14 protein-coding genes are annotated in these 12411 nt (G+C 70.9%); 6 read left to right on the forward strand and 8 right to left on the reverse strand.

Annotation, left to right across the window (positions count from 1 at the left end; translation table 11 throughout):
* Positions 1-77: 77 nt before the first annotated feature.
* From ACGFIO_RS16440 to ACGFIO_RS16455, 4 genes are all read left to right on the forward strand, one after another.
* Positions 78-611 (forward strand): SigE family RNA polymerase sigma factor, encoded by a 534-nt coding sequence (locus tag ACGFIO_RS16440; RefSeq protein ID WP_392827000.1) that lies wholly within the window; start codon positions 78-80, stop codon positions 609-611.
* Entirely contained in the window at positions 608-1360 is a 753-nt protein-coding gene (locus ACGFIO_RS16445) for a hypothetical protein (protein WP_392827001.1), read from the forward strand. Before ACGFIO_RS16440 ends, ACGFIO_RS16445 begins: the two co-directional genes overlap by 4 nt.
* 115 nt (positions 1361-1475) lie before the next feature.
* Complete coding sequence (locus ACGFIO_RS16450) at positions 1476-2324, forward strand: hypothetical protein (protein WP_392827002.1); 849 nt, start codon at positions 1476-1478, stop codon at positions 2322-2324.
* Between the two features lie 252 nt (positions 2325-2576).
* Positions 2577-3065: an SEC-C metal-binding domain-containing protein gene (locus ACGFIO_RS16455; RefSeq protein ID WP_392827092.1), complete on the forward strand. Its 489-nt coding sequence runs from the start codon at positions 2577-2579 to the stop codon at positions 3063-3065.
* A gap of 389 nt (positions 3066-3454) precedes the next feature.
* On the opposite strand, the gene ACGFIO_RS16460 is transcribed toward ACGFIO_RS16455, so the two are convergent.
* The 8 genes from ACGFIO_RS16460 to ACGFIO_RS16495 form a co-directional block, all read right to left on the reverse strand.
* Positions 3455-3679, reverse strand: a complete 225-nt coding sequence (locus tag ACGFIO_RS16460) for a DUF397 domain-containing protein (RefSeq protein WP_392827004.1) — start codon at positions 3677-3679, stop codon at positions 3455-3457.
* A 108-nt stretch (positions 3680-3787) separates the two neighbouring features.
* A complete protein-coding gene (locus ACGFIO_RS16465; protein ID WP_392827006.1) occupies positions 3788-4084 on the reverse strand; it encodes a hypothetical protein in 297 nt (98 codons plus the stop codon).
* On the reverse strand, positions 4056-6425 hold the full coding sequence (locus ACGFIO_RS16470) for an EAL domain-containing protein (protein WP_392827008.1): 2370 nt from the start codon (positions 6423-6425) through the stop codon (positions 4056-4058). Before ACGFIO_RS16470 ends, ACGFIO_RS16465 begins: the two co-directional genes overlap by 29 nt.
* A 313-nt stretch (positions 6426-6738) precedes the next feature.
* Positions 6739-7971: an MFS transporter gene (locus ACGFIO_RS16475; RefSeq protein WP_392827010.1), complete on the reverse strand. Its 1233-nt coding sequence runs from the start codon at positions 7969-7971 to the stop codon at positions 6739-6741.
* Between the two features lie 41 nt (positions 7972-8012).
* The gene (locus tag ACGFIO_RS16480; protein WP_392827012.1) at positions 8013-8948 is read right to left on the reverse strand and encodes a 2,3-dihydroxyphenylpropionate 1,2-dioxygenase; all 936 of its coding nucleotides are present in this window, start codon (positions 8946-8948) and stop codon (positions 8013-8015) included.
* Positions 8945-9814: an alpha/beta fold hydrolase gene (locus ACGFIO_RS16485; protein ID WP_392827013.1), complete on the reverse strand. Its 870-nt coding sequence runs from the start codon at positions 9812-9814 to the stop codon at positions 8945-8947. The genes ACGFIO_RS16480 and ACGFIO_RS16485 overlap by 4 nt, the downstream gene beginning before the upstream one ends.
* Entirely contained in the window at positions 9811-10302 is a 492-nt protein-coding gene (locus tag ACGFIO_RS16490; protein ID WP_392827015.1) for a cupin domain-containing protein, read from the reverse strand. The genes ACGFIO_RS16485 and ACGFIO_RS16490 overlap by 4 nt, the downstream gene beginning before the upstream one ends.
* A complete protein-coding gene (locus tag ACGFIO_RS16495) occupies positions 10302-11063 on the reverse strand; it encodes an SDR family oxidoreductase (protein ID WP_392827017.1) in 762 nt (253 codons plus the stop codon). Before ACGFIO_RS16495 ends, ACGFIO_RS16490 begins: the two co-directional genes overlap by 1 nt.
* 39 nt (positions 11064-11102) lie before the next feature.
* On the opposite strand from ACGFIO_RS16495, the gene ACGFIO_RS16500 reads away from it, so the two are divergent.
* Both ACGFIO_RS16500 and ACGFIO_RS16505 read left to right on the forward strand, forming a co-directional pair.
* A complete protein-coding gene (locus ACGFIO_RS16500; RefSeq protein WP_392827019.1) occupies positions 11103-11867 on the forward strand; it encodes an IclR family transcriptional regulator in 765 nt (254 codons plus the stop codon).
* A gap of 76 nt (positions 11868-11943) precedes the next feature.
* Positions 11944-12411 (forward strand): cupin domain-containing protein, encoded by a 468-nt coding sequence (locus tag ACGFIO_RS16505; protein WP_392827021.1) that lies wholly within the window; start codon positions 11944-11946, stop codon positions 12409-12411.

Here is a 12411-nt window from a genome sequence, read left to right on the forward strand (position 1 = left end):
GGAACGGACTCGTATCGAATGTGTTTCTGATCACGACGGCGTCGAACCGTCCGGGCCCGGCATCCGTACCATCTGTCGTGCCGGCCGACCGGGAGCGCGCCTACCAGGCGTTCTTCGAACAGCACCACGCCGACCTGGCGCGCCTCGCGTACCTGATCACCGGCAACCCGGACGCCGCGGCCGACATCGCGGCGGACGCGCTGGTGGAGATCTGGCGGCACTGGCGCCGGGTCACGAGCGCGGACAACCCCGTCGGGTACGCCCGCGGCGTGCTCGCCAACACCGCCCGCGGCTGGCTGCGGCGGGACCGCCGGGAACGACTGGGTCTGCTGCGCAGCCGGCTGAGCACCGACGAGTACCGCGGACCCGACGTCCCGGCGGTGCTCGACGTGCGGGCCGCGCTGCGCCTGCTGCCCATCCGGCGGCGGGAGTGTGTCGTGCTGCGCTACGCGTTCGACGTACCGGAGAAGGAGGTGGCGGCGATTCTCGGGATCTCGGTGGGCGCGGTGAAGAGCCACACCTCGCGGGGCGCCGATCAGCTCGCCGCGCTGCTGCGCAAGGCCGGCCACACGGCCGATCTCGGGCTGCTGCCGGTGCTGGAGCGGCGATGAGTCACCACCACGACGACCGGTTGCGGTTCGAGCTTCGGCAGGCGGCCGACGCGTACGTGCCGGACCGCGCCACGATCGCCCGGCGTACCGCCACCCGGCGCGCGGCCGCCGCCCGTCGCGACCGCCTCCGCCCGGCCGCCGCCGCCCTGGCCGTCGTGGCCGTGGCCATCGGCGGCGTGGTCGCGGTCCAGCTCAGCGACGGTTCCACTCCTCCGCCGCCGGTCGCCGGGGCCCCGCCACCGCCGGCTTCCCGCTCGGCCGGGCCCGCCTCGACCCGGCCGGCACGGACCAGACCGGCGACGTCGAAGCCGACCACCGAGCCACCGGCCGAGCGTGCGCCGGCCGATGACCCGACCACTCCGGCCGCACCCCAGCTGGTTCAGGTCTCCGGGACGGTGGACAAGGCCTCGGTGGCCAACTGGACGCAGAACACGGTCACCGTCAAGGCCGACGAACCGACCTGGGTCCAGGTCACCGTGCGGGTCGAACGGACCCGGGACGCGTCCCGGGCCGGCTGGTTCACCACCGTGCCGAACTCGGACCTCACCTTCACCGCCAAGGACACCCCGGACGCGCTGCTGTACACGTACACCCTCAAAGAGGGGGCCCGGCTACGGCCCGGCACCTACGTCTTCGCGGCCCAGTTCTCGCACGGCACCGGGCGGGACCCGGACGGCGACACGTTCACAGTGGACGCCCGCTCCGGCGGAGCCGACGCCACCTCCCGTGGCGACTTCATCGGAAATTAAGGAAGTCGCGAGCAACCTTCTCCGCGGTTTCGGCGGAACCGGAAAACCTTGAACGAGCCGGCGCCGGGCGTCCGTACCGATCGACGTAGAACGCCCTGACGAAAAGGTGGAAGACATGAACCGCACGTGGCGCAGGCAGGAAAACCGCCGGTGGTGGAAGCCCGTGACGATCGGCGCGGCGGCACTGGCGGTGACCGCGGGTGGACTCGGCGTGGCGATGGCCTCGGAGAACGGCAACAGCACCAAGGCCGCCGGCTCGATCGTCTGCCCGGACGTGGCCGGCCAGCTGCCCGCCATCCCGGACCGGGCCAAGGCCGAAGTGGACCGCAACCTCGCGCTACTACAGACCCAGATCAACGAGGCCAACAGCCGGCTGGCCCGCGACGGCGACCAGGGCGGCCCCAACTTCGTCAACAACGCGATCCTCGGCCCACTGAAGGACAAGCGGATCTCGACGATCGACCGAATCGCCATCTCGATCGGCCGGGCCGGGGAGAAGCCGCAGGGTCTCGACCGGCTGGCCGCGTGCTCGCTCTCGGGTGAGGCCGCGGCTCCGGCCGCTCCGCCGGCCGAAGAAGCGCCGCCGGCTGAGGAAGCCCCGCCGGCCGAAGAGGCCCCGCCCGCTGAGGAAGCCCCGCCGGCCGACGGGGGCGGCAACGCCGACGCACCCTTCGGCGTGATCTCCTGCCCCGACGTCGCCAGCAAGCTGCCGGACGTCCCGGCCTCGGCCCAGGCCGAGATCGACCGCAACCTGGCCCTGTTGCAGACCCAGATCGACGAGGCCAACGCCCGCCTGTCCCGCGACGGCGACCAGGGCGGCCCGAACTTCGTGCAGAACGCGATCCTCGGCCCACTGGAGGACAAGCGAGTCGCGACCATCAACCGCATGGCCACCGCCATCGGCCGCACCGCGGCGAAGCCGGTCGGACTCGACGCACTCGCCCCCTGTGCGCTGAACGACTGAGCCGCCCCGACCTGAGATCGGCGATCACCGTGGCCGCACGGTGACCGCCGATCTCAGGCGTTATTCACCTGCACACCCCGGTCCACCCCAGCTAGCCTTCCCGCACCTACTACTCGGGAGGCAGTCATGCGCGATTTCGAGGCAACGTCCTTTTGAGCCGACCAGCAAGCGCCGCCGGGGGTTCCCTCTAGCGAGACGCAGGTCAAACGCGGCGACCGGGTCGTCGGCGCGAACAAGGAACTAATCGAGAAACTGGGCCGCAACGACCCGTGCCCGTGCGGTTCCGGGCGGCGCTTTCCGCCGGTGCTGCCGGTCCGGCGGTCGTTTCGACGACACCAACGGCCACTACTACGTCCGGGACTGACCGATCCCGCCCTCGGGCCCGCGCCATACATGCGGCGCGGGCCTTTCGCATCTCCGCCCGCCCGCCCGGCCGCCCGCCACGCCGCCGCTCCTGCCCACCGCCGCTCCGGCCAGCCGACACTCTTGCCTCCCCGCCGCTCCCGGTCACCGCCGCTCCCGGTCACCGCCACTCCCGGGTCACCGCCGCTCCCGGGTCGCCGCCACTCCCGGGTCGCCGCCACTCCCGGGTCACCGCCACTCCCGGTCACCGCCGCTTCCACCGCCGCCGCTCCGGGTCACCGCCACTCCGGGTCGCCGCCACTCCACCCTGTCGCACTCTCCGACCCTGCCGCCGCTCCTGTCCGCGTGGAGATATGCCCGGAGGACCCTTTGCTCTGAGCACATATATGCATCGCCCACGCGTAGTGATGACATGCGTGCTCAAGCAAGGACAGCGGCGATGCGTATTTGTGCTCAGAGCAAAGGGCGCGGCGATGCGTAATTGTGCTCAGAGCAAAGGAGGCCAAACAGCGGTGGCGGGGAGACGAGAGAGGCGAAGAGCGGCGCCACCTCAGCGGGGCGGAAGGAACGACGCGGGACGCCCAGGAACGACGCGGGACGCCCAGCAACGACGCGGGACGCCCAGCAACGACGCGGGACGCCCAGCAACGACGCGGGACGCCCGGGAACGGCGCGGGGCGGAGGGAACGGCGCGGGGTGGCGACTGCGGGGATGGGCGGGCTGAGCGGCGGGAACGCCTGTGGCCGGGCGCTCCCGCCGCGGGGTCGTCAGTCGAGGAAGCCGAACTCGTCGGCCTTGCACCCGCTGACGAAAGCTGCCCACTCGGCGTCGCTGAAGCGCAGGGCGCCGGATGCGGGCGAGGTGCTGTTGCGGATGGCCACGCCGCCCTCGACCGCTGCGACCTCCACACAGTGGCCGGCGGCTCCGCTGAAGGAGCTCTTGCGCCAACCGGTGACGTGGATCATCTCCTCGCCGCTCAGAAATACACCCATACCGAAAACCACCCTTCTTCGCCGTCTGCTCGACCCCAATAGTCAAGCGACTAGTAGTCGGAGGACGACGGACAGGGTGTGCGATCGTCTGGTTGGCGTCGCGTCGGCCTACGGTGCCGGGGGCCGGTCGAGGAGAGGGGCCAGCTGGGTCAGCAGCTGCTGCGTGCTGACGTTGGGCGGGAGGTCGATCGACAGGCTGACGCCGGGTCCTCGTACGGTCAGCGTGGTTGGCTCCCCGGCCGGTTTGCGCGGCTGGTGCAGGCGCCACTGGCGGAGCGCGGCGGCCAGCCGGGGGGCGTACTGCTTGAGCGTCACCAACGTCACGATGCTGGCGGCGACGTTGACGCCCTCGATGGCGATCACGACAGCGCCGGCGTCACGCACCCCGTCGTAGGGAAGGTCCATCTCCCGCAGCACTTCTTCGGGCAAGTTCAATCGCACGTGGTTCGTCGTCACCTGTGACACGAGCGGCGATCTCCTTCCGGATCTCGAGCGGTAGCCTCCGCAGCCGGGCCGAAGCCGGCTCCCCGACGATGTAGCCCTGCACGTGCCGGATCTTCTTCTCGGCGAGCTGCCGCAACGTCACCGGTGAGTGCTCGTCGACGCCCTCGACGATGACCACCCGCGGCGCGTGCGTCTCGCCGCGGTCGAGGGCGTCCCGGGCCATGGCCACCACGAAGGAGAGCTCCAGCAGCGCCTGCCGGTGGTGCAGGATGGCCCGGTCCACCTTGATCTGTGTCAGGGGCAGCTCGGCCATCCGGGACAATGACGCGTACGCGGAACCGAAGTCGTCGACCGCGAACCCGACACCGACATCCCGCGCGATCTCGACCAGCCGGTTGTGGAAGTAGGCGTGGGGCTCGTCCGGCCACTGTTCGTCGATGCGCGGCTCGATCGGGTCGCGCTCGGAGATCTCCAGGGTCACCGAGCTCGGATCGAGATTGGCGGCGGCGATGGCGGCGCGGAGGGTCTCGACGTACGAGTCGCTGAGCAGCGCCCGCACCGACACATTGACCGACAGCGGTTTGGGCATGTCCCACGGGTCCTCGGCGTGCGCGCGGGCGTACGCCATCATTGCCTTTTCGGTGATGATCTGATCGCGGGCGATCGTGAAGCAGTCGGTCCAGGCATCCGGCACCTGCAACATCGCGGCGGGCGCGCGCATGTCGTCGAGCGACCGGCGGGCCAGCGCCTCGTAGCTGTGCACACCGACCTGCTGGGGCGTCGGGCCGATCGTGACGACCGGCTGGAAGACGATTTCCATGGACCGCACGATTTCCTGGTATTGCCGGAAGCAGCGCTCGAACATCGAGGTGGGCAGCCGCCCGAACGTCTCGCGGAGGGCGGTCAGGGCCAGCACCTCGGCCTCGAGCGGATGCCGCGCGAAATCGGCCCGCCACACCGTCTCGAGCACCTTGGCCACGGGCTGCCCGGCCGCCACCAGTTCCGGTCGCGGGTTCACCGCCACCAGGAAGAGCACCTTGCCGGCCGCGCGGTTCACCGGCGCGCACAGCAGGGTGAGCCCATTGCGCTCGATGGTGTGGCCGAACCAGTCCGGCCGGAGGCCCTCCTCGGCCGGCTGCAACAGGTGGCGCAGATCGTCGAGGTCGAAGCGCGGCGTCGCATCGACGATCTGGAAGCTCTCGTGGGCATACTCGAGAAGCGCCACCGAATCGGCATCCGTCGCCGATTGGACATGCTGGACATTGGCGCGCAGCGGCTCGGAAAGGCCGAGTGGATGCGGCTTGGCCGCGGCATGCGAAATTCCATCGATAAGCGTGAGAATGTCGGCCGCATACTGTTCGAGCGGATTTTTCAACGGCGTCACGCTCACGCCCGGGATCGCGGACGCCGGGGCCTGGCCGACGCCGGACGCGTCGGTCTCCGGGCGGGTGAGCACGGTGGTGCCGCCCCAGCTTTTGGTGACCACGCCCGGACGGGAATCGAGCCCCTGCTCCTGGACATAATTGGTCATCGCCTGGAAGGTCACCTGGCCACGCCGGTCGACCGCCTGGCCACGCAGGCCGCGGAGCACGTGATAGGTCAGCACGCCGTGACCGAGCTCGGCGTCCTCCCGAGTGGTGCCGTCGCCGGCACAGGCCATCAGAGCGCTGTATCGCGCTTCGGGCCGGCCGTCATGGCTGATCAGGTCGATATTTTGCTCAGTGGTGGCGAGCAGGCTCCCCGCACGGCAGCAGTCCAGGATCAGCAGGGCGGTGCCCGGGAAGCGGCCCAGGACGTGACGTTTCAGGTATGACATCCGCAGCCCGGCCTCGGGATCGAGAGCCAGGGCCGAGTCGTCGAGGTCGGGCGTCACCAGGTGGACGTCGGTTCCCCGGCTCCAGTCGGGCTCGCGGGTGTGGCCGGCGAAGAAGACGAGCAGCACATCGTCGCGACCAGCACCGTGCACGGCCTGGGACAACGAGGCTTTGACGGCGCCCACGGCCGCGTCGGGCCCGAGGTGGAGGGACACGTCGGCCGGATCGAACGTGCCGATCTCGGGATCACAGAGCAGATCGCGCACCGCACGTGCATCTTTTTCGGCGAAGAGAAGCGGCGGCAGCCCGGCCGCGGGCACGGTGCTATTCACACCGATGATCACCGCAATGCGCCGGCCGGCCACTCGTCGTCCTAGGAGTTCTCGCCCTCCAGGATGGACGGCTGACCGGTCCAGGGTACCGCTGGATAACCAGGCCTCAAACTTGATCAATTCGATGTCTAGTTTGCACGGAATAACGAGCACCATTCGATTTCCATGGGTAATTGCGCGATTCCGTGAGGTAATGACAACGTTTTCCGTCCGACGGATATCGTTGACCGATGATCATTGACGTCGGCGGGATCCGGATCGCCTACGACGAGGCCGGCACGCGCTGACGCCGCCGGACGAGCCGACACCGTTCGATTTCGCGGCCGTCAGCGGTCGACGCCTCCCTCAGTTAAGGAAGCGGCCAGGAGGAACACGCCGAGCGGGGTCAGCAGCAGCCCGCCGAGCAGCAGAGCGGCCGCGACCCAGCCTCGGCGGGGGCCGGCGGTCTCCGGTCCATGGTGGAATTCTGCTATATCATCGCCACGTCGTTGTCGGCGTGGGCGATGCTGGTCAGCGACCGCCACAACAGGACCACGAAGACGGCCGAGCCGACGAAGGCGAACCAGAACGGCGCCGTCACGCCGAAACGAGTGGCCAGGGTGCCGCCGATGGCCGAGCCGACCACCATGCCACCGAACACACAGATGGTGTTGACGCTGGTCACCCGGCCCTGCAACGCGGCCGGCACGGCTCGCTGGCGGACGGTGATCGACGTCGTGCCCCAGATGAAGGCGTGCGCGCCGAAGACGAAGAAGATGGCCAGCGCGGCCGGCGCCCAGGTGGTCACGGCCAGGGCCAGGTGGGTCAGGGTCTCGATGATCAGACCGGCGCGCATCACGTTGCCCAGGCTGACGCGGGCGGTGATCCACCCGTACATGCCGGTGCCGAGCAGCCCGCCCACGGCCGAGACCGTCGTGAGCAACCCGAACCCGAAGGCGCCGAGCCCCAGCCGTTCGGTCGCGTAGAGCACCAGCACCGACCAGGCCGCGCCGAACGTCACGTTGAAGATCAAGATCGTCAGCACCAGGGTACGCACGGCCGCGTGCCGGATCGTCCACGCGAAGCCCGCCCGGATGTCGCGCAGGACCGCCGCCTTCTCCGGTGTCGTCACGGGCAGGGTGAGCCGGGCCAGCAGCAACAGCGCGGCCAGCACCAGGACCGCCTCGGCGACGAACGGCCACACGTATCCGGCCGCGAACAGCGCCGCGCCGATCGGCGGGCCGGCCAGCTGGTTGAGGGTCAGGAAGCCGGTCTGCACGCGGGCGTTGGCCACGCCCAGGTCGGCCCGCGGCACCAGCATCGGGGTGAGCGTGGCGGTCGTGTTGTCGGCGAACACCTCGGCCGTGGCCAGCAGCCCCAGGCCGATCAGCGCGCCGGCCACCGTGAGCCGGCCGGTGGCCAGGGCCGCCACCAGGGCGAGGAGCACGAGGAGCCGGGTCGCATTGGCCACCAGCACGATGCGGCGCCGGTCGAGCCGGTCGGACAGCACCCCGGCGTACAGGCCGAAGACCATCGGCGGGGCCCAGCGCAGCAGCGCCGCCATGGAGACCAGAAAGGGCTCGTCGGTCAGCGCGGCGACGAGCAGCGGGCCGGCCGCGGCGGCGACGCCGTCACCGAGGTTGGTCAGCCACGACGAGCCCAACAGCCATCGGAAGGGTGTTCCCAGCCGGGGCGGCACCGCCCGATTCACGAGCCTGTTCACCGCGAGACTCTACGCGCATCGCGACGCACCGGGCCAAGCGTTTACCCGACCGGGAAGGTCGTTCCGATGGCCATGCCGGTGATCCACTCGGGGACGGGCTCGTAGCTGTCCCAGACCAGTGGCAGCCCGGCCGCCGCGTGACCGACCAGCCAGGTACGCACCTCGTGACCGCCGCTGCCGGCCTCCTCCTCCAGCTTGTCGTGGCCGAGCGCGACGATCGGGTCGAGGTCGAGCGTGTACAGCTGACGCAGGAACCAGCGGTCCCAGTCGGCGTTGACCGGGGCGTCGGGGTTGCCGGCCATGGCTCGGACCCGGGGTTCCCGCACCGCGGCGAACGCCCGGGCGTCCTGCCGGCCGTGGATCAGGGAGTCGCGGCGCTCGCCGACCACCGAGGGATCGCGCGGGTCGTTGGACGGCAGCCAGTGCGACAGGCCACCGCTGGCCACCACCACCACCCGGCCGGCGTCGGGGGACCGCCGGACGGCCGCGCCCAGCGCCCGGCCCAGCGCGACGCAGCGGGCCAGGCTCGGCAGGGGCGGCGCGGCGGTGTTCAGGACCAGCGGCACCAGCGGGACGCCGATGCCGCCGGTGGCCATCTCGTAGCTCTGCACCACGCCGTGGTCGACGGTCAGCGCGTACGACAGGGACACGTCGAACCCGGCGTCGGCCAGCCCGTCCCGGATCGCCCAGGCCGGCCCGGACGCGACCGGCAGCGGCCCGGCCGTGCTTCCGAAGTCACCGAACCCGGTGGCCGCCTCGACGCCGAGCACGAACGGCGGCATCTGGTCGTAGAAGTTGGCGTGGAAGTGGTCCGGCCCGATCACCACCACCGCGTCCGGGCGCAGCTCGGTCACCGTCGCGGCGACCCGGCGCGCGTCGGCGAGGAAATGCGCACCGGGCTCCCCCTCGGCGCCCGGTGGCAGCAGGGTGGCGAACGGCGAGTGGGACATGCCCACGAAGCCGATGATCTCGCTCATGCGGGGTCCTTCCCGAGCAGGAGGAAGTCGCGGTGCGTGGCCAGGTATTCGCCGGGCTTCTCCCACTGCGGCCAGTGCCCGGCGTCGGCGATCACGTGCAGCCGGGCGTCGGGCAGCCAGCCGAGCAGCAGGTCGGCCTCGTCCAGGCCGCCGGTCGGGTCGTGCTCGGTCCAGAGCAGCAGCGTCGGCGCGGTCACCCGTCCGACCCAGTCCGGGCTCCACGCGTAGTCCTTACGTACAACCGGATCCTGAAGAACCAGCGTGTTGCTGATCGCCTGGAGGAACCCCGGCCGGGTGTAGACCGCCTGGCGCAGGCGGACCAGCTCGTCGGTGACCATCTCCTTGTGGTGGAAGAGGAACTCGACCCGCCGGCGGACCGTCTCGTCGCTCGGGTCGCGCACCGCGGCCATCGTGCTGTCCCGCATCCGGGCCATCACCTCGGGCTTGTTGGCGATGTTGCCCGGGGTGTTCAGCACCAGCCGGTCGACGCGCTCGGGCCGGACGGCGGCGGTCCAGGCCACCACCCAGCCGCCCAGTGACTCGCCCGAGAGGTGGGCGCGGTCGATGCCGAGGGCGTCCATCAGCCCGATCAGATGATCGGCGAGGACATCGATGGTGTACGGGCGGTCCGGCGTGTCCGACCACCCGTGCCCGACCATGTCGTACGCGGTGACCCGGAAGTCGGCCGCCAGCCCGGCGATGTCCCGGGCGTACGCCTCCAGATGACCACCCGTGCCGTGCAGCAGAATCAGATCAGGACCAGACCCAGCCCTCAGTACGCGGGTACGCACACCTCCCACGTCCAGAAACCGCAGCTCGTGCTCGACTGTGGCCAGTTCGCCCCAGATGCTGATGTGCTCGCTCACGTCGTACCCTCCCGGGCTTCCTTCATCGTCACCAGGCCGGCGCTCTCCCGGCGGGCGATCCCGAACAGGCTCAGCAGCCGCGAGTTCTCGATGGTCAGGAACTCGACCGGCTCGTCGGCGGAGTCGTTGTAGTGCCGGTGCCAGGTCCACGGCGGCGTGTAGACGAACGCCCCGGCCGACCACTCCTCCACCTCGTCCTCCACCTCGGTGTGGCCGGTACCGGAGATCACGAAGTGCACGGTCTCGTGGTAGTGCCGCTGCATGTCCGAGCTCAGGCCGGCCGGGATGGTCTGCCGGAACAGCTCGAACGTCGCGGTCGGCAGCTTCCCGGCGATCCGCAGCGTGGTCGGGTTGTGCACCTGGCCCGCGGGCAGCGTCTCGAGCTCGTGGTCGTGCACCACGATCGGGCGGGCCTGGCTGGGCCGCACCGCCGGGGTGATCGAGGACAGGAAGTCGGCCAGGTCGAAGCCGGGTCCGGACGTCGTCATCAGGGAGTCTCCGTTCTGCCACCGTCGACCGTGAGCACGGTCCCGTTGACGTAGCTTGCGGCAGCCGAGGCGAGGAACGCGACGGCCGCGCCGACCTCCTCGGGGCGGCCGGCCCGGCCCGCCGGGACGGTGGCGACGTCGGCCGCGTCCAGGTCGGCGTAGGTGCCACCGGCCGCCTCGGCCCGGGCGGTGAGGATCTGCCGGCGCCGGTCGGTCGCGGTCGGACCAGGCGCCACGCAGTTCACCGTGACACCGTGGCCGGCGTACTCCCGCGACAGCAGTTTGGCCGCGCTGGTCACCGCCGCCCGCAGCACCACGCTGGTGGCCAGGTCGGGCTGGGGCTGGCGGACCGCGGTCGAGGTCACGAAGACCACCCGGCCGAAGCCGCGGTCGGCCATCGCCGGCACGGCCGTCCGCGCCAGGCGCAGCGGCCCGCGCAGCAGCAGGTCGAACGCGGCCTGCCAGCCGTCGTCGGTCACGTCGAGGATGCGGCCGGGCGGCGGGCCGCCGGCGTTGAGCACGAGCACGTCGGCCGCGGTGGTCAGCCGGGGTACGTCGACTGCCAGGTTGGCGACGACCGTGCTCACCCCGGTGCCGGTGCGCTCGGCCAGGGTGGCCGCGGCCTTGTCGAGCGGCTCCTGCCGGCGGCCGGCCAGCACGATGTCGTGGCCGTCCCGGGCCAGGGCCTCGGCCGCGGCGAACCCGATGCCGGAGGCTCCGCCGCCGACCAGTGCCGTTCTTCTGCTGACTGATTGCCCCACAGGGCCTAGCCTCACCGTCATGACGTGTGGCGGCCTACCATGAGTCCCGCTGAGCGGGACGGGAGTGTCGGCGGGCTGGAGCGAGCCGCCGCGATCCTCGGCGCCTTCGACGAGCAGCATCGCGAGCTGACCCTGGCCGCGCTGGTCACCCGCAGCGGGCTGCCGCGCTCGACCACGCACCGCACCGCGGACAAGATGCTCAAGCTGGGCTGGCTGGACAAGCCGGCCGAGCGGTACCGGATCGGCAACCGGCTGTTCGAGCTGTCCGGGCTGGCGCCGGTCCGGCACGAGCTGCGCGAGTCGGCCCTGCCCTACCTGCAGGACCTGTTCCACGCGACCCGGACGACGGTGCAGCTGGGCGTGTTGCACGGCGTCCAGGTGCTGCTGGTCGAGAAGATCACCGGTCATCGGCCGATGCCGATGCTGTCGCAGGTCGGGGCGTTGCTGCCGGCGTACTGTTCGGCGCTCGGGCGCGCGATCCTGGCCCACAGCGACGAGGCCACCGTGCAGGCGGTGATCGACGGCGGGCTGGAGCGGCGTACCCCGCGGACCATCACCACGGCCACCGCGTTGCGCCGGGAGCTGGCCGCCATTCCCGACCGTGGGCTGGCGGTCGAGCGCGAGGAGGGCAACATCGGGATCAGCTGCGTGGCCGCGCCGATCTTCGGCCCGCTCGGCGGAGTGGTGGCCGCGGTCTCGGTGACCGGGCCGGCCGCACTGGTCCGGGCCGACCGCGCCGGGCCGGCGGTGCGGCTGGCCGCGGCGGCCGCGTCCCGGGCGTACTCCAGTTTTCCGTCCCGCTGAGCGGGATCGCCGTTAGGCCTTTCCGTTCGCGCAACCGCAGGCTGTGAGCCAGCGCACAGTATCTAGGGAGGCAACCGTGAGTCTCGGTGGCGGATACATGCTCAGTTCACGCAAGGGGACCCAGATCCCGGCGATCGGGCTGAACATCACGATGAAGGCCAACGGGTCCTCGACCCGCGAGGCCTACTCCCTGTTCGAGTACGCGATCCCGCCCGAGACCAACGGCCCGCCCGCACACCTGCACACCCGCGAGGACGAGTCGTTCATCTGCCTGGCCGGGCGGCTGGACGTGTCGCTAGGCCGCGAGGAGTTCACCCTCGAGTTCGGCGACTACCTCTACCTGCCGCGCAACGTGGTGCACACGTTCCGGAACCCGTACCGCGACGAGGCCCGGGTCATCTCGGTGGTCTCGCCGGCCGGTCTGGAGGCGTATTACCAGGCGCTGGGCGAGCTGCCGCCCGGCCCGAAGGACCTGGCCACGATCAAGCCGATCATGGAGCAGTTCGGCATCGAGCCGCAGCTGCCGCCGGGCGGGGGGCACTGA

The organism is Actinoplanes sp. NPDC049265, assembly GCF_043197135.1.
Lineage (GTDB): Bacteria > Actinomycetota > Actinomycetes > Mycobacteriales > Micromonosporaceae > Actinoplanes.

Excerpts from the sequence above, each read along its gene's own strand:
- ACGFIO_RS16445 (WP_392827001.1), top strand. The coding sequence starts at position 608 with ATGAGTCACCACCACGACGACCGGTTGCGGTTCGAGCTTCGGCAGGCG.
- ACGFIO_RS16450 (WP_392827002.1), top strand. The coding sequence starts at position 1,476 with ATGAACCGCACGTGGCGCAGGCAGGAAAACCGCCGGTGGTGGAAGCCC.
- ACGFIO_RS16460 (WP_392827004.1), bottom strand. The coding sequence starts at position 3,679 with ATGGGTGTATTTCTGAGCGGCGAGGAGATGATCCACGTCACCGGTTGG.
- ACGFIO_RS16465 (WP_392827006.1), bottom strand. The coding sequence starts at position 4,084 with ATGGACCTTCCCTACGACGGGGTGCGTGACGCCGGCGCTGTCGTGATC.
- ACGFIO_RS16470 (WP_392827008.1), bottom strand. The coding sequence starts at position 6,425 with ATGGTGCTCGTTATTCCGTGCAAACTAGACATCGAATTGATCAAGTTT.
- ACGFIO_RS16480 (WP_392827012.1), bottom strand. The coding sequence starts at position 8,948 with ATGAGCGAGATCATCGGCTTCGTGGGCATGTCCCACTCGCCGTTCGCC.
- ACGFIO_RS16490 (WP_392827015.1), bottom strand. The coding sequence starts at position 10,302 with ATGACGACGTCCGGACCCGGCTTCGACCTGGCCGACTTCCTGTCCTCG.
- ACGFIO_RS16500 (WP_392827019.1), top strand. The coding sequence starts at position 11,103 with ATGAGTCCCGCTGAGCGGGACGGGAGTGTCGGCGGGCTGGAGCGAGCC.